Here is a 21,830-nt window from a genome sequence, read left to right as displayed (position 1 = left end):
TCTTACCCTTTGACGGCGGCACTGGTGGCGCCTTCGATGAAGTAACGCTGGAAGATAAAGAAGAGGATGAACATGGGGATGGTATTAAACATCGAACCTGCGATAAGCAGGTTGTACTCGGTATAGTAGGCACTCTTATAGAAGAACATGCCCAGAGGTAGGGTATACATATTGCGGCTATTGAGAACAAGCAGGGGCCAGAGGAAATCGTTCCAGGCGCCCTGGAAGCTGATGATAGCGACCGCGATCAGTGCGGGCTTCACAAGAGGCAGGATGACCTGTGTAAAGATGGTCCAGCGCGACGCGCCATCTAGCATGGCCGATTCCTCTAGCTCGCGTGGCAGGCTCTTCATAAACTGAACCATTAGAAAGACCGCGAAGGGCTGGGCCATAACAGGGAGGATCAGTGCGAAGTAGGTATTTACGAGATGCACGCTATTCATGATCAAAAACTTGGGGATAATCGTGATTGGGGCGGGAATCATCATCACGGCCAGCGTCGCCAGAAAGATGACCTCGCGCCCACGGAACTTGAGGCGCGAGAGGGCATAACCAGCCATAGCCGAGAAGAGCACATCTAGCGCGGCCACACTCACCGCGTAAATGCCCGAATTGAGGATCCAGCGTAAGAAGTCGGGATCGCTGATTAGGCGGGCGAAGTTATCGTAGGTCACCGGGTTAGGCAGCAGCGTTGGAGGGTAATCCAGAATATGCGAGAAGGTCTTGAAGGATGACAGGAAGGTAAAAATGAAGGGACCGAGCGATGTAATCGTAAACACGAGAAGCATCGCATAGAGAAAGACATTGTACCAGCGAAATGGCCTGCGTGGCTTCTCGCTCTCTTGCTGGCTGGTATCGAGTGGTTTGTTGATTGTCTGGGTCTGGGCCATAGCAATTCTCCTTCTTCCAACCGGTGATTTGGCCTAGTTATTGACGTCGATCAGGCGGCGCTGAACTATGGTCACAATGAAGATGACAACGAAGAGCAGCACGGACATGGATGCCGCGAGACCAAAGTTATTATCTTTAAAGGCCGCGTTATAAATCTCAAGCACCGGCGTCAGGGTAGAGTTGAGTGGTCCGCCCTCCGTCATAAACTTGACCTGGTCGAAGAGCTGGAAGCTACTGATGGTCCCAAGGGCCACGACCAGGAAGATGGTTGGGCGTAGCAAAGGTATTGTCAGATTGAGGAAGAGATGCCAGCGATTGGCGCCGTCGACACGCGCCGCCTCATAGAGTTCCAGGGGGAGATCCTGGATCGCAGCCAGGAAGTAGAGCATAAAGGTGGCTGAGGTCGTCCAGATATTGAGCATCATAATGGCCGGGAGCGCGAAGTTGGGGTCTTCAAGCCAGTGGGGGCCTGGCAAGCGTAGAAGCGAGAGCATGTAATTGATCAGTCCTTGGGGATTATAGAACCAGAGGAACATCAGTGAGACCGCCACTGATGAGGTCACAGCGGGAAGATAGAAGACACTGCGGAAGAGGCCACGCAGGCGGGGAGCGATAGCCTGGAGCAGCAATGCCAGCAGCAGGCCAAGTATCGTCTGCCCGATCACCACGAACACTGTGTATTTCAAGACATTGACCATCGAGACCCAGAAGTCGCTATCGGCGGCGTATGAGAGCTGGTTGAAGAGATTCTGGTAGTTGCGAATGCCAACGAAGCGAGGGATGGTAAAGCCAATATCGACCTTGTAGAAGCTGAGTCCCAGGCCGTAGAGCATGGTCACCAGGTAGAAAACGATCAGGACAAATAGATATGGGAGTAGGAAGAGATAAGCGGCGACGGCGTCGCGACGGCGACCCTCAGAGGCCCCTTTGAAGCGGGGCGAGGCGGGTTTTTTCTCACCGCTAACCAGTCCTGGCGTCGCCGCAGGTTGTGGTGATGCTGCCATAGCAAAACTCCTTACACACATCAGGGATAGGGCTTGCCGCCCTGTACTCCCGGAGAAGAAGGAGAGACAGGGCGACAGGCATATTACAAACGATAGAGAACAGTGATCAGGAGTTCAGTTCGTTATTGATCTTGTTCTCGGCCTCCTTCAAGGCATCCTGGGGGCTGGCTTTCCCGAGCAGGGCCTTCTCAACGGCAGCGTCGAGCAGCGAGTGAATCTTGTCGGTATGCGGGCCAAAGTTGTCGGCATAGCCGTAGGTCGCGGCCTCGAAGAGCGTCTTAAAGCCAGGATGCTGCTCAAAGTAGGAATCGTTAGCCAGGCTCTTGAGCGAAGGCAGGGCGAAACCGGCATGCAACTGACTGCCCTGGACATCTTTGCCTGTCATGTACTGGATCAACTCCCATGAGGCTTCGGGATGCTTCGTGCTGGCGTAGGCGGACCAGGAGTTGGTAAAGATCAGGTCCGCACGTTTGCCATTGGGGGCCAGGGGAACTGGCGCGATATCATAGTCCACATCGGGGAAGTTCTGCTGCATATAGGGGATGAGCCATGGACCTTCCAGGGCCATCGCCGCGCGCTTCTTACCAAAGGCATCGCCAGCCCAGCCGGCCGCGACATCCCCAGGCTGTACCGAGGAACCATCCTTCTGGAAGCCAGTGTAGAAATTGAGCGAATCGATGCCTGCCTGACTGTTAAAGGCCGAGGCGGAACCATCGGAATTAAGCACCTTGCCACCATCGGCGAGCATGAAGGGGAGCCAGCGCTGTGAAGCAGCTCCCAGGGTAATGCCATAGGTTGAAGTCGCGGCATTGCCGGACTTGGTCAGCTTCTTGGCCATGGAGCGCATATCGTTCCAGGTCCAGTTCGCTGTTGGCAGGCTCACACCCGCATCCTGGAACATTTTCTTATTGTAGAAGACGCCCAGGGTACCCCAGTCCTTTGGCAGGCCGTAGACCTGGCCGCCCTTACAGCTAAAAGGCGTGATCAGAGAATCATAATAGTCCTTGGTGCTCACATTCGACTTGCTCATGTAGGGCGAGAGATCGAGCAATTTGCCTGCAGTGATGTACTCGGGTGCCATGTCGGTCGAGAGATAAAAGACATCCGGCACATTACCACTGGCGATATTAGCGCGCATCTTGGTCGGATAGTCGCCAGTGATGGGGGACCACTGCAATTTAATATTGGGATGAGCGTCCTCGAATCTCTTCAAGTTTTGCTGGACCAGCGCATCCTCAGCGGGTGAGGAGGACCAGCCTGCGACGGTGAGGGTCACGGTGCCGCTCTCTTTATCTGCGGTCTTATCGTTGGTATTGCCGGGGCAGGCGATATAACTATTTCCGCCTGTGAGTCCTTGGTGCGTATTTCCGCTGCCTCCATTGCCGCCAGAACTGCCGGTATCGCTCCCGCCGCAGGCTGTGAGCAGGAAGACCAGGAGAAAGGTAAAGAAAAGTGAAAATGTGTGGCGTTTCTTCATGAATGGCCAGCCTCCTACTGTTGTGTCGCATCTTTGCGACACGTAATAAGGCAGGGTTAGTAGTGTAGAGGGTTCGGGTGGCCTTTGGCTGCCCAAACCCTCTACACTACTAACCATCCCATGCTTTCTATCCTCTAGAACACAAGGATGGCGAAAATGGTTACAACTCGGCGGGGAAAAGAAAGGGCCAAAACGAGCACAACATATAGCTAGAACAAACAGTACCAGGTGACAGAGGCAGTTAAAAGTAACATTTTGGGCGTACACGGGTTTCGTGAGTATTCCACATAGCAAGAAAATACGGTATAGTAGTAGTGTGTGTAGTTCATAGGCTTTGTGTGTGTAGGCTTATGAACACAAGTAATGCATGTGTCTGTTCAATTTGAGGGGTACGCAATGAAGCCGTACCATCTTGAAAATCAATGAGGAGTTTGTCATGGACAACAAGGCACAAGAGTGTGTTCGCATTGGGCGCTATCAATCTTGCCTGGAGAACGGCACGTTAAAGTTCTACTACCACCAGGTAGGGGACCCCAGTGGTTTCTATGGCAGCATGGATGCCGAGGAGATGCTGGGCCTGCTCAATTTGCTCTCGCGGCATAAGGAGGACATCTACCAGGCCGTGAACGCGAAGGAGAATAGCCGTTACGCAACAGGCATGTAGGCCTGTGCAGCCAGGGAAATTGTCATAGCTCTAGCAGCCTGAATGGCAATGAGGCCGCCTGGGAATGCAGGAGTGATGAGATAGTGTGCACCTGGCAATGAAGGAATGCGGGAGGACGCGTAAGTGTGTGGCGCGTCCTCCCGCGTATTTTTTAGGTGCGCACGCAGTATAGCGCTTGCTCGCCCTCTCGTTAGACGAAGAGTGGTTCCATGCCCAGGCGGTCGACCATGCCCTGCATCTCATGTTCAGCAGGTGTGGTGCTGGCTTCGAAGCGGCTGGCCGCGTCGAGTACCTTGGGAAGCAGTGTGACATCGCCTACTGTGTTGAGGAAGATGCCGGGGCGGCTCAGCGCCCAGTGGACCGCGCGATCAATATCTTCCTGCGCCGTGAGTGGCGCGTACCAGGTATTATGTGTGTGATCGCGACCCATATAGGGGCGATAGGCGATAGACTTGATGGTTTGCACCGCCACATTGCGCTGCTGGCAGGTTGCTACTAGCGCGTTAAAGTTCTCCGCGTAGTAGGAATTTTGGAGGGTGAGATAGTTGTAGGGCAGAAGCACCGAATCGAAATCAAAGCGTTCAAGGCTGCGGCGATGGGTCGCGGCGATCTGTAATCCATGCCCCGTCACGCCAATGGCGCGTACCAGCCCCGCTTTTTTGGCCTCAATGGCTGCCTCCAGTACGCCACCTGGACTGAGCGCGATATCCCATTCAATGGGATCGGCCAGGTTATGTAGTTGCCAGAGATCAACATACTCCACCCCCATGCGTTCAAGCGAGCGGTGAAGTTCCTCACGGGCCTTGTCTGCCGTGCGTTCGCCGGTCTTGGTCGCGAGAAAGAAGTGGTCGCGATGCTGCTTGAGCCAGGGTGCCAGGCGTAGTTCCGCCTCGCCATAGCTGGCGGCGACATCGATATGATTGACACCATATTGGAGCAGTACCTCAAGGGTCTGATCCGCCTCGGCCTGCGAAAGGGAGCCGAGGGAGGCCGCCCCAAAGAGGGTACGTGTGCTGAAATGGCCAGTACGACCAAAGGGGAGTGTGGGAATTGACATGTTAGTATGCACCTTTGCTAGATCGCTTGTTTGATAAGCGACGGATAGATGGGCATGTATGAAGCGTCAGTCTCTCATCTTGTAGATAACCCGGTCCTAAAAGTATAGAGTATTTTCCTGCCTGAACGCAAGGTTAGCTTGCATCTTCTCTGGCGCGAGCTCAAGAGAAACACTCCCTTCTTGCGCATCGTGATAGAGAGAGAAAGGAGCGTTTTGTGATGAGTAAACTTTCAGATAAAGATAAAGAGAATCTGCCAGAGAGCGCCTTCGCGTTTCCTAAGGAGCGCAAAGAGCCGCTGATTGACGCACGTCATGTGCAGGAGGCCGTCGCGCGTTTTAACCAGGTGCAAGGGGTATCGAACGAAGAGCGTGAAGAGGCCTGGCATCGTATCCAGAAAGCAGCCAAGAAATTTGACGTCGACCTGCGTGAAAACGATTGGCATGATTTGTTTGAGCAGAATGAGCGCGAGGTCCCCCGCGATTAGATGGAGTATATCCATAGCAAGAGAGGCGGGCACAACCGCGGTTGTGCCCGCCTCTCTTGCTATGGATATACTCCGGCGTGGTCTTGAGAAGAGAGGAGTATGTATGTTATTTATACTAAAACTACGTAGGTCGAGAGATAGGTATTGCTGCGCTTGTGTGATATGACGAGATGTTATCCTTAGTTCAAGATGAGAGTTTGAGAAGCATATGGCAAATCGAGCAGTACATCCAGCTACGCCCCTTGCTGGGGTAGGCGGCGAGGCGCTGGCCGAGTTTATCGGGACCTTTGTGCTCGTGCTGTTAGGAAATGGTGCGGTCGCTTCCTTCCTTCTATTCAACAATATCGCAGGGACGAACGCCTTTTTTGCCAATACCTGGCCAGTAGTCTTTTTCGGGTGGGGTTTTGCGCTGATGCTGGGCATCTATATCGCGGGCGCGATTAGCGGAGCACACCTCAATCCGGCGGTGACCATAAGTTTTGCGGCCACCAGGCGTTTCCCCTGGAACAAAGTAGGCCCCTATATCGTGGCGCAGTTCCTTGGCGCGTTTGTGGCGGCGGCCTTCCTTTTCTTTGTCTATCGTGGTGCAATCACGCATACACTAGGTGGGGCGTCCTTGAATGCCGCCAATGTTAATAAGGTAGGATTAGCCTTCTACACGGGGAAACGAGATTTTGTGGGTCTGTTTGGAGCGTTTTGTGCTGAAGCGCTGGGCACAGCCATGCTCGTTGGTTTGATCCTGGCAATTGTGGATGCACGCAATCAGCCTGTGCAGGCGAACCTCAATCCCTTGATCATTGGCCTGGTGCTTGCTGCTATTGGTTGTTCGCTTGGCATAATTACCGGTTTTGCGGTCAACCCTGCGCGCGACTTTGGTCCGCGTCTGTGGATGACCCTGGCTGGTGGTGGATTGGGCGCGCTGAATAGCTACACCTGGGTCCCCATTGTGGCGCCCATTGTGGGCGGGCTGATCGCGGCCTTTGGCTATGACTATACTATTGGGCGCGTGCTTGCGGAACGTGGCATGACGCGTTCGGGCACAGCCGTAACGCGTGGCGAGGCAGTGCGCGAGCCAGATATGCATGTGGATACAGGTGGGCATCCAATTCGCGAAGAGACGCGTGGACGTCCGGTTCGCGAAGAAGGTCGCGGGAGAACATTCCGCGAGCGCTAAGCGGTAGTATTGACGGAGATAGAGGGTGCCCTCCATCTCCGTCAATTAAGACTCTAGAGGGGGAACAAGGACAGGCGTTGCCTCCTCGGCAGAACGCTTTTTGCGGCGTGGCAGGCGAATGATCTCGCTGCGTAGGCGTGGATCGGCGATCTCATCGAGACCAATATTGATAAAGGTCAGACCCGCTGAGAGGAGCGCGATACACAGGCCGGGTGGCACGAACCACCACCAGGCGCCCTGGATGAGTGCTGAACTATTCTGTGCCCAGAAAAACATGCTTCCCCAGCTTATACTGCGAATATCCCCCAATCCCAGGAACTCCAGGCCCGCAATCGCCAGAATAACCGAGATCATGGTTCCTACAAAGCCCGATGCTACGATAGCGATCATATTCGGCAGGACCTCGAAGAAGATAATACGCCAGGTGGCCTCACCGGAGGAGCGTGCCGCCTCGGTGAAGTCGCGGTTACGCATCGAGAGCGTCTGGGCGCGGATGATGCGTGCGTGTCCCGGCCAGCTGGTAAAGGCAATCACCAGGACGACCGTGAGCGGTCCCTTGTAGGGGATGTAGGCCGCCAGGATGAGGGCCAGGGGAAACCCGGGGAGCACCAGGAAGATATTGATGAGCAGTGAGAGCAATTCATCAATTAGCCCCCCAAAATAGCCCGCTGCCAGGCCGACGATAGTGTAGATGAAGGTCACTAGCACGCCAGCTAGCAGACCCCAGAGGATGGAGGAGCGCGTCCCATACATGAGTTGGGCAAAGACATCCTGTCCCGCCTGGGTCGTGCCCAGCCAGTGATCGGCGGACGGAGGCAGGAGGATATCGGTGGTCAGCGCGTTGGGATCATAGCGTGCCAGGAGCGGCCCGAAGATTGCGAGCAAGAAAAAGAGGCCAACAATAAGCGAGCCGACAAGCATATTGCTATTCATGGTGAATAGCTGCCAGCAGGCGCGCAGGATGGCCCCTGGCAGGGAACGTCGGCGCGTTGACGCGTTCGCGCTCAGTAGTTCCATGCCTGTAGTAGGCGTCGTCGGCGTAGGTATCCCGGAGGGGTGATTCGGTTTGGCCTCATCAGGCTGAGGAGCGGAGGTAAAGGGAGGGGTTGAACTCATGGCTTAGCTCCTTTCCTGGCGCACGCGTGGGTCCAACACGGTATAGAGCATATCGGCGATAAAGTTTGCGGCCAGCACTGCCAGGGTGAGCATCAGGAAGAGGCCCTGCATGAGGGCATAATCCTTGTTAGACACAGATTGTACCAGGGCGAAGCCGATGCCGGGATAGGAGAAGACCAGTTCGGTCAACAGTTGTCCCGTGACGATAAAGCCTAGCGCCAGGGCAAAGCTAGTTACACTGGGGAGAATGGCGTTGCGCGCCGCGTAGCCAAACATGACGTAGGCGTTGCGCAGCCCCTTGGCACGCGCCATCAGGACATAGTCCTCTGAAAGCGTCGTGATCATAGCATTGCGCATCGTTAGCATCCAGCCAGAGATGGAGGAGACGATAATGGTCAGCGCGGGAAGGAAGGCATGGCTGAGCACGCTGAGCAAGAAATCAATATTCCAGCCAGGAAGCAGGTCCTCGTCATAGCCACCATTGAGAGGAAACCAGTGGAGCATAAAGGCGAAGACATAGAGCACGATCAGTGCCAGCCAGAAGTACGGCACGCCCGAGATCAGCATCATGAAGGGAGCAAGCACAGAGTTGATGCGTGTACCGCGTTTCCAGGCGTTGAGGATGCCCAGGGCTGTGCCGATAATGAAGCTGAGGATCAGTGCGATTAGTCCCAGGGTCAAAGTCCAGGGCAAGCGCTGCACGATGATGTCACTGACTGGGGTGGGGAAGTAGCTGGTCGAGATGCCCAGGTTCCCATGCAAGAGGTTGGTCAGGTACTGGCCATACTGCACCCAGAGCGGATCATGCGAGATGCCAAATTGGACCTGGATGGCTTGCAGCATCTCAGGATCGACGTTTTTATCGCGGAAGCGGGCCATGATGGCCTGGGCCGGATCGCCCGGGACCAGGCGAGGCAGAAGAAAATTGAGCGTCAGCGAGATCCATAGTGTTAAGAGATAGAAGCCGACACGGCGTATGGTATGAGGCATACGCGCAGACCTCCTTTGGTTTTTCCGGTTCTTCGCGCCTGCGGCGCTTGTCCTGGTTAGGGGGCGTGCCCCGCTACTTGCGTACGCGGCTACTGCACCACACCCCCTACTGTATAAATTTGTATAGGCTTATCTGGGTTTCAGGTGTAGCGTCACCTGGAGCGGAGAGGCGGCTGTGGTAAAAGGATTTTGCGCCGATGGCCAGCCATCGAAGCGGGACGAGTTATAAATGAACCAGGTTGGTGCGTCCAGCAGCGGAATGGTTGGCATCTTTTCGACGAAGATCTTTTCGAGACCATAGATGGCCTGCTTCTGGATATTAGGATCGCTGGATGCGGCAAACTGGTCCAGGTATTTGTCGGTAGAGGCATCTTCCCAGCGCCCGAAGTTAGAGAGCGAATTCGCCCCGATTGGCGCGCTCCGCTTGCTGTAGAGGGTGCGATTAAAGTAGTAGTAGGGATTGAGGCCACCGCCATCATTATCGATGGTGATGTCGTACTGCCCTAGCTGCTTGTTATTGTACCAGTCGGTATAAGAGAGAGTATTGACGCTGGCGTCCATGCCTGCCTCTTTCAGATTATCGGAGGCAATCTGGGCCAGCAGAATTTCATCGCTATAGGTATTGGGTACGCTGATCTTGAACGAGAGGCGCTGCCCACCTTTGGCATAGATGCCATCACCGCCGCGGGTATAGCCGGCGCTCTCTAGAAGCTGGCGCGCCTTCTGGACATCGCGCTGGAACTTCAGGTTCGCGTACTCAGGCGCGAGATAAGACTTAGCGTTGGGCAGGATAAGTGCTGTGGGACTGGCGACCTGCTGGTAGCCGTTCTCAGCCACCTTAGACATCTTCTCGCGGTCGAGAGCCGCGCTAATGGCCTGGCGCACCGCGACATCATTGAAGGGGGCCTTGGCATTATTTGGATAGAACATCACGGTCTGGTTGGGCACGAGCCAGTAGTGATTATGTTCAGGATCGCGTGCGACAAAGCTCTTCTGAATATTGGGGGCAAAGACATTGGCCTGGTCCAACTTCCCCGAGATGAGTTGAAGCTGAAGCGTATCGTTGCTCTTGTAAATTGGATATTTGACATGCGCGAATGCAGGCTGGCCGCTCTGCCAGTAGTACGGATTCTTATCCAGGGTCACAACTTGCGAGCTAAAGGAGCCCAACTTAAAAGGGCCAGTGCCAACGGGATTGGAGGCGGTGTACTTGGTGGGATCGCCCACAGATGACCAGATGTGTTCTGGCAGGATCTGTAACCGTCCGAGATACCAGAGAAGCGGTGTGTAGGGAGTACTCATGTCAAGCACAATCGTATGAGTATCGGGTGCTGTGACCTTAGTGAGATACTTCCAGATATTACTGACATCCAAGCCAGAATATTTATGCATCAAATTGAAGGTAAAGGCGACATCGGAGGCCGTAAAAGGCTTGCCATCATTCCATTTGACGTTGTCGCGCAGGGTAAACGTCAGTTGCTTATTATCGGGCGAAAACTTATATGCTGTAGCGAGCCAGGGATTCATGGTGCCGTTGGCATAGTTCGTGAAGAGCAGCGTTTCGTAGATCAATTCAGAGGGAGGGCCACCCGAAGCGCCGGTATAAGGATTAAAATTTTGTGTATACTGGTCGCCAACCTGACCTATCCACAATGAATCGGCCTTCTGCGTTGAAGACCCTGAGCCACCGCAGGCGGTGAGTAGCAAAGTGAGAAGCATGGCCAGGGAAAGCACGAGCATACCCCCCTGCTTCTGACGCCGCGAGACAGCGCGAAACAGCGTTGTAAACATAGAGAAGCTCCTTCAAGGATAAGTAGGAAATGGTCATTTTACCTCATCTCTCTATACACGTAAGATATGCACGTATAGATGACATATACGTGTTAGAAGAGGCTTCTCAAGAGGAAGGAGTAATGTTAGGAGAGGGGATGGTGCAGTAGCCGCGTACGCAAGTAGCGTGCTACTGCACCATCCCCTTTACCAACACTATAATTCGCGCCAGGAGGGTTGGTAGGTGCGCCAGTTCTCGTAACCGAGCTTACCATAGAAGTCAGTCAGGACGAGCCAGTCAATATAGCAGTTGCGGACACCGCGTTGTTTGAGGATCTCTGAGGCGTAGGCCACCAGGGCGATGCCAATGCCTCGTCCGCGCTCGGAGACGGCCACTCCGACTGAACCCAGGGAGCCAGCGTCCTCGCCCAGCAGACCCTGCCAGATGACATCGGTACGCTCAGGGTTGGACTGGGGGCATGATGTGACGAGCGAGCCAACTACGCGCTCTCCATCGAAAGCGATGAGCAGGTCCTGGTAATCGCCCACGCTCGCCATATAGTTCACCGCGCGCAGCCAGTTATAAAACTCGCGCTCCTCGAAGGCTCTGAGTGCGTCAATCGTCTCGGGGTGGCAACCTCAAAGCGAATGCCCTCGCGCTGCATACGCTCAACAATACGTGTGGGGATGCTAAAGTCGTGCAGGTCGCGGACCATGTCATAGACGATCTCATCCAGTTGCCAGCCTTTGCGGACGAAGAATGGCGCGACAGGCAGGTTGGTTGGCACGCCGCACCAGAAGCGTGGATAGATGCTGCCAAGCTGGATGGCGCGCAGACCCGGCTGCTGTTGCAAGTAGTTGAAGGCCACATCATGTAGCTCACTGCCGATTCCCTGGCGTTGTTTATCAGGGGCGACCAGGAGTGCGGCGAGATGCCCAACCTTGTCGTGTCCCCGTGGACTCTGGAAAGTGGCCGCGAAGGCGATCAGCCTGCCCTCCTCGCGGAGAGCAAAATGGTGTGCCTCTGGCCCGTTGAGAACCAGTTGGATGCGCTCGGCACTAAGCGGCCATTGCGAGCCAACAGTGCTCTGCCAGAGCGTGACCAGGTCGGCCAGGTCGCGTTCCGGCTCAAAGATAGCAAAATGGTGTGCCATAGCAAAAAGAACTTTCTTTTGTAGCCTCTTGTCCAAATGTTCTCTGGTTGTGGGTGTAGTGCATGTTGGCTGCCGCAGGCAGCCAACATGCACTACACCCACAACCAGAGAACTCTACTCTGCGTGGTGGCCCCGCTCGTGCAAGCCAGGAACGCTTACTGGAAGTTTGCCCTGAGCGGTCTGTTTGCCTTGTAAGACATCCAGCGCAGCCTCAAAGGCTGGCAGGGTGTATTCATAGGTGACCAAGTAGGTCTCCAGTTCAGGGAAGGTCAGCAGGTCATAGGGGTCATAGACGGCCAGGCCAATGACTGGCTTCTCCTGTTGTAGCAGGGAGCGTACCAGGTCCGCCTGGGGTTGGTAGCGGTTCGCGTTAACAGTGACGACAACGAGTGTAGAACTGCTGGCAATGGCGCCTTGCAGCCGGGCCTCCGTTGCCTCGTTGCGCTGACTGGGGACGGCCAGAACCTCTGCCGTGGGGAAATGCTCCGTAATAGCGGCCTCAAGCTCCTCCAGTGATGGGTAGCGGTCGGCGGCGAAGGTGGCGTGATCGGTCTCTGGGAAGAGGAAGAGCGGGTGTTGTGCCTGTTCGCCTGTCATGGGTACAAGCTGCTGGGCGTTGCGTACCAGCGTGGTCGAATGTGCGAAGGCTCGCTTGCTCAGGTCGAGATGCTCGGGCGTCGCGATCTGGTGCACACTCTCTTCCTGTGGCAGATCATCCCAGGAGAGGTAACTGGCCTTGAGTTGGAGCACACGCTCGGCGGCGCTGGTGATCTGAGCTGCTGTCAGTTCGCCCTTCTGCACGGCCTCAAGGACCGCGGCAAGGCCTGCCTTCTGATACTCGTAATGATGGGAGATCAGGGCGATATCGACACCGGCTTGCAGGGCCATCACCGTCCCGCGTGGAATGCCAACCGTGTCCGCCAGCGCGTTCATCTCCAGGCAATCGGTGGTGATAACGCCATTAAAGCCCAGACGCTCGCGCAGGAGTCCCGTAATGATCTCGCGGGAGATTGTCGCGGGTAGCATCTCCTCTTTCATCAAGGCTGGAAGATAGACGTGTGCGATCATGATTGAATCGGCCCCGGTGGCGATGCCAGCACGAAAGGGCACCAGTTCAATCTCCTCAAGGCGTTCGAGGGTATGCGGGATGACCGGCAAGGCCTGGTGGGAGTCAACAGCGGTATCGCCATGGCCGGGGAAGTGCTTCAGGTTGGTAATGACGCCTGCTTCCTGGTAGCCCTTAATCGCGGCCACGAGATGGCGCGAGACGCGGGGAGCATGCTCACCGAAGGAGCGCACGCCAATCACCGGGTTGGCGGGATTGTTGTTGACATCCGCGACCGGGGCAAGATTCATATTGACGCCCAGCGCCTTAAGTTCTTTGCCCGTTGCCAGGGTGATCTCGTAAGTCTCTTGTTCGCTATCGATGGCGCCAAGGGCCATATTGCCGGGAAAACTCGTCGAGCTTTTGCCGAAACGGCGCACCATGCCGTTCTCCTGATCTGTCGAGATCAGCAGGGGGTAGGGATGGCCAGCATCGCGTGCGATACGTTGTAGCTCGCTGGTAAGCTGGTGGACCTGGTGGGCGCTCTCGATATTGCGCGCGAAGAAAATAATGTTTCCGACATGGTGATTCTGGATTAAATCAATGATTTCAGGCGTTGGGGTGGTACCATAGAAGCCAACACTGAGCAGTTGCCCGATCTGCCGCTCAAGCTCCATGCCTCGGGTGTAATCAGACATGTGTCCCCATCCTTTCTTCACCAGGCTGTGCAAGCCGCGTGAAGCGAAAATAATATGTTTGACGTACAGGCGCGTCATACCAAATCCTGTAGAAGGAAGAGAGGTGTGGGCAACATCCCTGTTTGGATTCCATTTCACAATGCCGCTGCTGCGACTCGCCTTCGGCTACGTGAAGCGAAGAGGCTTCCCCGCCATTCCCGCGTAGATGATCAATCTTCCATAGAATTTGATTCAAAACGCGCAAAACAACTATAGCTGGCATGCATCGCGCTCGTCATTGACCGCGACTATCACAATATTATCACATTCTTCGATATAGAGGTCGTGTAATAGGTCTTTCGTTTGTGTGTGCCTGGTTACTCTGCCTGCAAGGCCGCAAGGGTGGTGCGCAATACCTGCTGGTGTGCTGCGAGCTGCTGGCGTGCCTCTTGCGGGCTGACATGAGTGCGCGCGACCACGATTGCGGTTTTGGTCTCTCCGTTGCATTGGGCAAGCAGAGCATCGGCCTGCTCCTGCTCAATGCCAGCGATGGTCTGCACGATCTTGCTGGCCCGGTGCTGGAGCTTATAGTTTGAGGCATGCACGTCGACCATCTGGTTACCATAGGTCTTGCCCAGCAGGATCATGACACCGGTACTGAGCATATTGAGCGCCATCTTCTGCGCGGTGCCCGCCTTGAGGCGCGTGGAGCCACTGACAACCTCGGGACCAACCACGGGCGCGATCATGATATCGACGGCGGAGTGCAGGGGTGTCTGTGAGTTGCAGGCGAGTCCCACGGTCAATGCACCAATCTCGCGAGCGTAGGCGACAGCCCCCAGAACATAGGGAGTGCGCCCACTGGCGGCGATGCCAACCACAACATCTCTGGCCTCAAGATGCAACTGTTGCAGATCGGCCTTGCCACCCTCGGGGTTATCTTCCGCTCCCTCGACCGCCTTCAGGATGGCGGGGGGACCACCCGCGATCAAGCCTATCACTAACTCTGGTGGTGTGCTAAAGGTGGGGGGACACTCCGAGGCATCCAGAATGCCCAGGCGACCAGAGGTACCCGCGCCAAGATAGATCAGGCGCCCTCCCTGGCGCAGGCGTTTGGCACTCTCCTCCACGGCACGCGCGATCTGAGGTAGTTCTTGCTGTACAGCCAGGGCGACCCTGGCATCCTCCGCGTTCATAACCTGAACAATCTCAAGTGCGCTCATTTGGTCAATTTGCGCGCTGGCGGGATTGGCCCCCTCGGTCTCCATAGCCTGAAGATTGAGTTCTGGCTGTTCTGATGAACTCGACATATATGCGTTACTCCTGGTGGTGTGTTTACTATTGCTGTGTGCCCGATGTGGGCACGGTGTTTTGTATGAGGTGCAGACGGTGCAGCATGGGATAGGTGCCTGCTGTGCTCGTCTCCTCCTCGTGTGCCAGGTCTGCGTGTACCTGGCGGAGAAGCTGGCGATAATTGCGCCCTGGCACGATCTTGCCCAGGATGGCGGGTGTACTTGCCCCTGTGCTGCCTGGTAGATTGTTGGCGCGGCCATAGAGGCACTCATGTCCCAGCAGGGCGAAGAGGATACCCTCCTTGGCCCCGGCGGGTAGGCCCGTCTCTTCGAAGAGGCGGACTCGTGTGGTGGGAAGGCCCGCCTGTAAGCCCTGCATGAGTACAGGGTTATAGCCGCCACCACCACCGACCAGGACCTCGTCCAGGTGTGCCGGACCATAGGTGCGGTAGGCGTGAATGATGCTTTCTATTGTGATGGTGGTAAGCGTCGCGATGGTATCTTCGGGTGAGAGACCCGCGTCTGTGGCCTGGGCGATGAGCTGGGCCGCGAAGACATCACCAAACAGTTCGCGCCCGGTGGTTTTGGGGGGCAACTGGTGAAAATAGGGATGGGCCAGGATCAGGCTTACCAGGCTCTCATCAACTGTGCCCTGGCGTGCCAGTGCTCCGTCGCGGTCAAAGTGGAGCCCCCCTTGCGTGTAGTGGCGGACCGCGGCATCAATAAGCACATTACCCGGGCCAGTATCAAAGGCGTAGGCCCCGGATGGACCCTGACCCGCCGGGAGAAAGGTTACGTTGCCGATGCCGCCTATGTTTTGCAGGGCGCGTGTCTGCTGCGGGTCGCTAAAGAGCAGGGCGTCAAAGAATGAGGCCAGGGGCGCCCCCTGCCCGCCAGCGGCGACATCGGCCACGCGCATGTCGGCCACGACGCTTATCCCCAGGCGTTGCGCGATCACCGCCGCCTCGCCGGTTTGCCAGGTTGAGCGGACGCGCCCAGGTTCAACGAGGTGATAGAGCGTCTGCCCATGAGAGGCGACCAGGTCGATATCGGCGCGTGAGACCTGCTGATGAAGGCAGAAGGTCTCGACGGCTTCGGCGAATGCCGCCCCCAGGAGAAAGTTTAGCTCTGTCAGGTCCGCCAGGTGCGCCTGCGGCGTGCGCAGTATGTTGAGCACCTGTTGGCGCAAGGATGCTGAGAAGCTGGCTTCTTCATATGCCAAAAGGCGCAGCGAGAGTTCGCCTGGTGAGACAGGCAGAAACTCGCATAGGGCCAGGTCGATGCCGTCAACGGAGGTGCCCGAGTTCAGGCCAAGTACGCGCATAGGATGTGTGCTCCTTTCGTTCTCATATGCCATCAGTCCTGGTAGAGCAAGAAAGGGGCGCGTCGCTGCGCGAAAGCAGCCAGGCCATCCTCCCAATTCGCCGTGATCTCTGCTACGCTTGCGCCGGCCTCCAGGGCCAGGCGCACCTGGTCGCTGCCGCAGAGCAGGTCGAGAAAATAGGTGCCATTCTCACCCTGAATCCAGGTCCGTGAGAGCTGCGAGAGGCGGCGCAGGTCCGCCAACAGGTGTAGCCCTAGTTCCATAAGAGGGATTTGTGTCCGGTCCAGCAGGTAGATCTGTATGCCTCCACAGCGTGTCTGAGCGTGCTTGGAGAAGGTTGGCATGAAATAGAGCGGACGGAAGGCCACTCCAGGCAAGGCATGGGCTGTGAGAGTCTCCGCCAGGACGAAGGGATCGATATCGGGAGCGCCCAGGATTTCAAAGGGGCGCGTCGTGCCGCGTCCCTCAGAGCAACTGAGACCTTCAAGCAGACAGGTCGCTGGGTAGAGCGCCACCGCGTCCAGCGTCGGCAGGTTGGGTGAGGGCTGCACCCAGGGCAGATCGAGCTGATCAAACCAGAGATCACGCCGCCAGCCCCGCATCGCCACCACCATGGGTTCAGGCAGCGCATGTTCAGCGGCATACAGACGTGCGAACTCGCCGACCGTCAGTCCATGGCAGACGGGGATATTGGCGATGCCGACAAAGGAGCTAAAATCTGGATGGAGGATATTGCCTGCCAGGAGCTGGCCACCAAGCGGATTGGGGCGATCCAGCACCACAAAGAGTAGCCCGGCCTCCGCCGCGGCCTCCATGGCGTAGACCAGGGTTGAGAGATAGGTCGCGTAGCGCACGCCGATGTCCTGGAGGTCGAAGAGCAGGGCATCCAGCCCCTGGAGCATCTCGGGACGTGGCCGCCGGGTCTCACCATAGAGGCTGTAGACCGGGAGGCCGGTGCGTGAGTCTGTGCAGGCCTGCACATGCACACCGGCCTGGGCATCGCCGCGAATGCCATGTTCGGGTCCAAAGAGTGCACAAAGCTCGAAGCGCGGGTCGGCGTGCAGGAGATCAACGCCGCCCTGAAGCGCCCTGTTGATACCCGTTGGATTGGTAATCAGTCCCAAACGTTTCCCGCGTAGGCTTGGCACTCCTCCCGCCAGTAAGACATCGAGTCCATTCTGGACGACAGTGTGGGTGGACCCCTTCATGAGATACTCCTTTCGCTCAACAGGTCATGGTCTTATCCCTTGATCGCGCCCATGCGCACACCGGAGAGGAAGTTACGCTGGAAGATCAGGAAGAAGATGATCATCGGAAGCGCGGCCAGGGCAGCGCCTGCAAAAATGATACCATAATCTGTGGTGAACTCGCCCTGCAAGCTTGCCACCCCAACGGAGAGTGTATAGTGATTGCTGGACTGCAATACGATCAAGGGCCAGAGGAAATCATTCCAGTGCTGGACGAAGGTAAAGATGGCTAGTGCGCCAACCGCGGGCCGACACAGAGGCAGGATCACATGCCAGAAGACACCCATCTCGCCACAGCCGTCTATACGAGCGGCATCCAGCAGCTCTGTGGGGAGGGTCTGGATATACTGGCGCATCAAGAAGATGCCAAAGACATTGGCGAAACCTGGTAGAATTACGGCCCAGAGCGAGTCGATCAGGTTGAGCTGCTGCGTGATCAGGTACATAGGAACCAGGGTCACGTATGTTGGAATCATCATCGTCCCGATCACGACCCAGAAGAGGATGGTACGGCCAGGAAACTTACGTTTCGCGAAGGCATAGCCAGCCATCGTATCGAAGAGAAGATGGAACAGGGTAATAACGATGGAGATCGTCAGGCTGTTTGCGCCCCAGCTCCAGTAATCGGTGGCCTGGCTGAGCAGGCGCTGGAAGTTCGATATGTCTGCGTGTACGGGAAAGAAATCCGGGGGCGTCTTGAGCGAAAATGTGGTCGGCGTAAAGGCCGTCACATAGAGCCAGTACATCGGCCAGAGCGCGATGACAGCAACGATAAGGAGCACGAGCCAGGGTGCGACGCTTCCCCATTTGATCCTGCGCGGAGTCACGCTCCGCTGTTTGAGTTCTGCTTGAGCCATTACTGACACTCCAACCTACTACTTCTCCGAAAACCCTGAGCGCGCTTGCCGTGCCACCGCTTGCCCCCGAATGGGGGTTAGGTGGTCCCCAAATGGGGGAAGCGCTAGGCACGCCAGTGACGTTGGGCTTCGGAATAAGATCCTAGTATTCCACATCGCTGCGGAGCATACGGAACTGTACCACAGCTACGGAGGCGATCATCAAGAAGAGGATAAAGGCTTGCGCGGAGGCAACGCCATAGCGCGACTGCTGGAAGCCATTTTCGTAGATCTGCGTTACCATCACCTGAGTGCTTGTTCCTACCCCGCTCTTGACCATAACAAAGAACTTCTCAAAGACCTGGAAACTGGCGATGGTATAGAGCACGACCAGGTAGAGCGTGGTTGACTTGATCAGCGGAAGGGTGATGTACCACCAGCGTTGAATGGGGCCAGCGCCATCGATCTGAGCCGCCTCGTAAAACTCGGGTGGAATGCTGGCCATGGCGGCATTAAAGAGCACTACGCCGGTCGCAGGAATGGTGAGCACCGTAGAGAGTGTGATACTATTGAGCACCACATTGGGATCGGAGAGCCAGCGGACGGGGGCGATATGCACCAGGCTCAGTAAATAGTTGAGCATGCCATATTCAGAGTTGAAGATCCACTTCCAGGTAATTGCTATAATGACGGAGCTGGAGACCGCGGGCAGGTAGAATGCCGCCAGGAAGAAGGTCTTCGCGATCTTGCCGCGCTTTTGAATCAGCCCTGCGAGGACGAGCGCGATCAGAATATTGGCGATGACGGTAATGACTGTGTAGTAGAGGGTATTCTCGATAGACTTAAGGAAGATACCCCCCTCTGTGGTGAAGGCCGAGACGTAGTTTTTGAGGCCAATCCACTTGCCGGTCGTCACGATATCGCTATCCTGGAAGGAGATGACCAGCGCCCACAGGATAGGAAAGAGCGTGAAGATGGCAAAGGTAAGCATGCTGGGTAGGATGAAGAAGTAACTCCAGCCGTGCTTTTTCAGAGTGCGCCCGAACGCACCCGATGGGCGAGACGGCGTGCGCTTCTCCGCACGTGACAGTGATATGTCTGACATGACCATTCTCCTGTGATGATGTTGAAAGGGTCAGGGTAGTATGTTGCGAGAGGAGAGGACCGTGCGACAGACGATTGTGACGCCGCTAGTATGCCCCGAGGTGAGTCAGGTGCTCCCTTATATCTATGTACATCAGGAGCAGGCTGTGCCCTTCATGGCTCAGGGGAAGCACGAGTGTACAAGAACGTGCCTGTACACTCGCGTCCTCTCTTATGCGTGCTTACGCATTGCCGGAAAGGATCGAATTGATCTCGTCGGCAGGGGCATTGAGTGCCTCTTGCGCGGAAGACTTGCCCAGCACCGCGTTTTGCAACTGCGAGTGGATCAGGGTACGAACCTGTGACCACTGCGCGATGAGGGGCATAAAGTAGGTGCTGGCCACAAAGGGCGAGAACTTACTGATGGGATCGAGCACCGTAATGGACTTACGCGCGCCCGGAGCCAGGTAGTAACCGTTGACATCCGTGCCGACCTGCTTGCCTGTCAGGTAATTGGCGAAGTCCATTGCCAGTTTCTCCTGACCCTTATCATTGTGCTTGCCAACCACGATCAGACCTACGCCGCCAACCGTGAAGGGTTTGTTGCGTTTGCCGACGGGCATGGCGCGCACTTCAAAGTTCAGGCCCGACTGGCGGTAGCCACTGGAGTCACCGCTGGGAGCGCTGTACATCGCGTAATTTTTGTTCTGGCTAAAGCCGGTACCGATATCATCGGGCGACTGTGTGCCAAAGTCGGGAGGAGTAACCTTATACTTTTGCGCCAGGTCAACTAGCTTCTGTAGGCCACTCACACCCTCAGGGGTATTGAGCGTATATTTCTTGTTATCCTCGGAGAGAGGTGTCGCCCCGTCACCCAGGAGGAAGGACCAGGTATTGACCAGGTCAGGATCGATGGCACCTGTATAGCCATAGACTTGCTGCCCATTGGAGCGCTTGAAGGTCAGGTGCTGTGCGATATCGACAAACTCCTCGTAGGTCCAATCATCTTTGGGTAGCTCGATGCCGCGCTCTTTAAAGAGATCGACATTGAGGTACATGGCCACCGGAGGTACCCAGAGCGGCCAGGCATAGACCTTGCCGTCAAAGGTGACGGATTTAAGGATATCGGGATAGAAATCGTCCTTATCTTCCGCGCTCAGATACTCATCGATAGGAGCAACCAATCCCTGCTTGATCAGCAAGGGCAGGTTGTCGGAGGGATAGCGGAAGAGGTCAATAGAGGTGCCGCCGCGTACTGCCTGCGTGACCTTGGTTAAGCCAGCCTGGTCACCCGTGAAGCCAGTGGCCTTGACGTCCTTGAGGTCGGTGTGTGCCTTTTTATAAGCTGCCATGGCCGCATCCGTAAGTTTACCGGTCGCGTTAGCGCCATGAGGCTGATAGCTTGTGACCCAGTAGTTGAGGATGCCTGAAGCTGCACTGGCACCGGAATCGCCACAGGCTGCGAGGAATGCAGCCAATGCACTGGTTCCAACGACGATCTTGCCGCCATCCACAAGAAATTGTCGACGTGTCGTAGAATACATAGTTTTAAAATACTCCTCGTTTCCTTTGATGAAGACAAAAAGGATACATGCTCAGTATCGCGAATAAGCCGTGAGGAATGGTCCAGAGTTTGTATGGACTTCTACCTGAACAAGGGAAAATAGGGTAGAAGGAAGAGCGATCCTGTAAGAAGAGGATCGGTCACAGGAGCGAAAGCTTCCTCGTTGGACACACTCGTCTATGAGCTGGTCAGGATTCAGGCAAAGCGCCGCTTGAATCCGCGCTGTGCGTAGGCGTGAAAAAAGGTTGCACGTGATTTTGCTACTATTTCTATCACTCAACCTTTCTTGCCATTGCTATACAGTTGATATGTTGTATATACCAATAGACTGCTTATTCACACTATGCCACACTAAATCTCTTCTGTCAACATGCGAGCTTGCTTTATTTTTGTTGAGATTAGTATAAAAGGGTAGAAAATTGATACTTATAGTTGTGCCCCGCTACTGGCGTACGCGGCTACACAGAAGTAGCCGCGTACGCCAGTAGCGGGGCAGGAGGGGTGCGTGCCTGGTGGGGCTAGCGCGTTTGCAGCTTTATGGCCGGGCTAGTGACGAAATGGCTTAAGCGTGCGTGTCCTCTTGAGAAAGCATACTGGCTTTGGTAGCGTTTAGCGATCAGGAGGTGATAACGCATGACCCATTCTATGCATGAAACGCACGGCGAACATGAACATACGGAGCAGTGTGGTCATACTGCGGTCGTCCATGAGGGGCATATCGACTATCTGCATGAAGGTCACCTGCACCATCCCCACGAGGGGCATTATGATGAGCATGTGATTGGCGTGAATGCGCAGAATCCCGCCTCGTGTCAGCCAATAGAGTGCTCCTGTGGCGGCCATGATGCTTCCCAGCATGAGCAAGTTCCCCATGGCGATCACTATGATTACCTCTATCAGGGGCACCTGCATCATCCACACGGTGACCACTGCGACGATCATGGTTCCCTACAGACGCGCTAGCCTGGCAGGCGGAAGCA

At 55.8% G+C, this 21,830-nt stretch carries 20 protein-coding genes; 4 read left to right on the top strand and 16 right to left on the bottom strand.

From position 1 onward, the window contains the following. Positions 1 to 2 precede the first annotated feature (2 nt). From JMJ04_RS01815 to JMJ04_RS01805, 3 genes are all read right to left on the bottom strand, one after another. The gene (locus tag JMJ04_RS01815; protein WP_201368862.1) at positions 3 to 890 is read right to left on the bottom strand and encodes a carbohydrate ABC transporter permease; all 888 of its coding nucleotides are present in this window, start codon (positions 888 to 890) and stop codon (positions 3 to 5) included. Between the two features lie 33 nt (positions 891 to 923). Further along, the gene (locus JMJ04_RS01810; protein ID WP_201368861.1) at positions 924 to 1,895 is read right to left on the bottom strand and encodes a carbohydrate ABC transporter permease; all 972 of its coding nucleotides are present in this window, start codon (positions 1,893 to 1,895) and stop codon (positions 924 to 926) included. A gap of 106 nt (positions 1,896 to 2,001) precedes the next feature. Further along, entirely contained in the window at positions 2,002 to 3,372 is a 1,371-nt protein-coding gene (locus tag JMJ04_RS01805; RefSeq protein ID WP_201368860.1) for an ABC transporter substrate-binding protein, read from the bottom strand. A 436-nt stretch (positions 3,373 to 3,808) separates the two neighbouring features. Here JMJ04_RS01805 and JMJ04_RS01800 point away from each other — a divergent pair, with 436 nt between their 5' ends. Next, positions 3,809 to 4,036 (top strand): hypothetical protein, encoded by a 228-nt coding sequence (locus tag JMJ04_RS01800; protein WP_201368859.1) that lies wholly within the window; start codon positions 3,809 to 3,811, stop codon positions 4,034 to 4,036. 190 nt (positions 4,037 to 4,226) lie between these two features. Here the strand turns inward: JMJ04_RS01800 and JMJ04_RS01795 are convergent, their stop codons facing one another. Further along, positions 4,227 to 5,093 (bottom strand): aldo/keto reductase, encoded by an 867-nt coding sequence (locus JMJ04_RS01795; RefSeq protein ID WP_201368858.1) that lies wholly within the window; start codon positions 5,091 to 5,093, stop codon positions 4,227 to 4,229. A 218-nt stretch (positions 5,094 to 5,311) separates the two neighbouring features. On the opposite strand from JMJ04_RS01795, the gene JMJ04_RS01790 reads away from it, so the two are divergent. Together JMJ04_RS01790 and JMJ04_RS01785 are read left to right on the top strand one after the other, a co-directional pair. Continuing rightward, positions 5,312 to 5,578 carry a DUF6582 domain-containing protein gene (locus JMJ04_RS01790; protein ID WP_007909897.1) on the top strand — a complete coding sequence of 89 codons (267 nt, stop codon included), beginning with the start codon at positions 5,312 to 5,314 and terminating at the stop codon, positions 5,576 to 5,578. Positions 5,579 to 5,786: 208 nt separating this feature from the next. Further along, on the top strand, positions 5,787 to 6,752 hold the full coding sequence (locus tag JMJ04_RS01785) for an MIP/aquaporin family protein (RefSeq protein ID WP_201368857.1): 966 nt from the start codon (positions 5,787 to 5,789) through the stop codon (positions 6,750 to 6,752). A gap of 45 nt (positions 6,753 to 6,797) precedes the next feature. On the opposite strand, the gene JMJ04_RS01780 is transcribed toward JMJ04_RS01785, so the two are convergent. The 12 genes from JMJ04_RS01780 to JMJ04_RS01725 all read right to left on the bottom strand — a co-directional run bounded on the left by JMJ04_RS01780 (position 6,798) and on the right by JMJ04_RS01725 (position 20,830). After that, on the bottom strand, positions 6,798 to 7,868 hold the full coding sequence (locus JMJ04_RS01780; RefSeq protein WP_201368856.1) for an ABC transporter permease: 1,071 nt from the start codon (positions 7,866 to 7,868) through the stop codon (positions 6,798 to 6,800). 3 nt (positions 7,869 to 7,871) lie between these two features. Continuing rightward, complete coding sequence (locus JMJ04_RS01775; RefSeq protein ID WP_201368855.1) at positions 7,872 to 8,858, bottom strand: ABC transporter permease; 987 nt, start codon at positions 8,856 to 8,858, stop codon at positions 7,872 to 7,874. 129 nt (positions 8,859 to 8,987) lie between these two features. Then, a complete protein-coding gene (locus tag JMJ04_RS01770) occupies positions 8,988 to 10,649 on the bottom strand; it encodes an ABC transporter substrate-binding protein (RefSeq protein WP_201368854.1) in 1,662 nt (553 codons plus the stop codon). 195 nt (positions 10,650 to 10,844) lie between these two features. Further along, positions 10,845 to 11,186: a GNAT family N-acetyltransferase gene (locus JMJ04_RS01765; protein WP_201368853.1), complete on the bottom strand. Its 342-nt coding sequence runs from the start codon at positions 11,184 to 11,186 to the stop codon at positions 10,845 to 10,847. Between the two features lie 5 nt (positions 11,187 to 11,191). Further along, entirely contained in the window at positions 11,192 to 11,782 is a 591-nt protein-coding gene (locus tag JMJ04_RS01760) for a GNAT family N-acetyltransferase (protein ID WP_201368852.1), read from the bottom strand. A gap of 114 nt (positions 11,783 to 11,896) precedes the next feature. Further along, positions 11,897 to 13,525: a glycoside hydrolase family 3 protein gene (locus JMJ04_RS01755; RefSeq protein ID WP_201368851.1), complete on the bottom strand. Its 1,629-nt coding sequence runs from the start codon at positions 13,523 to 13,525 to the stop codon at positions 11,897 to 11,899. Positions 13,526 to 13,881: 356 nt separating this feature from the next. Then, positions 13,882 to 14,814, bottom strand: a complete 933-nt coding sequence (murQ, locus tag JMJ04_RS01750) for an N-acetylmuramic acid 6-phosphate etherase (RefSeq protein WP_201368850.1) — start codon at positions 14,812 to 14,814, stop codon at positions 13,882 to 13,884. A 28-nt stretch (positions 14,815 to 14,842) separates the two neighbouring features. Beyond that, on the bottom strand, positions 14,843 to 16,120 hold the full coding sequence (locus JMJ04_RS01745) for an anhydro-N-acetylmuramic acid kinase (RefSeq protein ID WP_201368849.1): 1,278 nt from the start codon (positions 16,118 to 16,120) through the stop codon (positions 14,843 to 14,845). Between the two features lie 32 nt (positions 16,121 to 16,152). After that, entirely contained in the window at positions 16,153 to 17,328 is a 1,176-nt protein-coding gene (locus tag JMJ04_RS01740) for an exo-beta-N-acetylmuramidase NamZ family protein (RefSeq protein ID WP_201368848.1), read from the bottom strand. A gap of 32 nt (positions 17,329 to 17,360) precedes the next feature. After that, entirely contained in the window at positions 17,361 to 18,224 is an 864-nt protein-coding gene (locus JMJ04_RS01735) for a carbohydrate ABC transporter permease (RefSeq protein WP_201368847.1), read from the bottom strand. 142 nt (positions 18,225 to 18,366) lie between these two features. After that, positions 18,367 to 19,308, bottom strand: a complete 942-nt coding sequence (locus JMJ04_RS01730; RefSeq protein WP_201368846.1) for a carbohydrate ABC transporter permease — start codon at positions 19,306 to 19,308, stop codon at positions 18,367 to 18,369. 220 nt (positions 19,309 to 19,528) lie between these two features. Next, positions 19,529 to 20,830, bottom strand: a complete 1,302-nt coding sequence (locus JMJ04_RS01725; protein WP_201368845.1) for an extracellular solute-binding protein — start codon at positions 20,828 to 20,830, stop codon at positions 19,529 to 19,531. 653 nt (positions 20,831 to 21,483) lie between these two features. Between JMJ04_RS01725 and JMJ04_RS01720 the strand changes: the two genes are divergently transcribed. Continuing rightward, entirely contained in the window at positions 21,484 to 21,813 is a 330-nt protein-coding gene (locus tag JMJ04_RS01720; protein WP_201368844.1) for a hypothetical protein, read from the top strand. The last annotated feature ends 17 nt before the right edge of the window (positions 21,814 to 21,830 follow it).

The sequence above is a fragment of the Ktedonobacter robiniae genome (genome assembly GCF_016587375.1).
Lineage (GTDB): Bacteria > Chloroflexota > Ktedonobacteria > Ktedonobacterales > Ktedonobacteraceae > Ktedonobacter > Ktedonobacter robiniae.
This window is presented reverse-complemented; position numbering and strand designations above follow the sequence as displayed.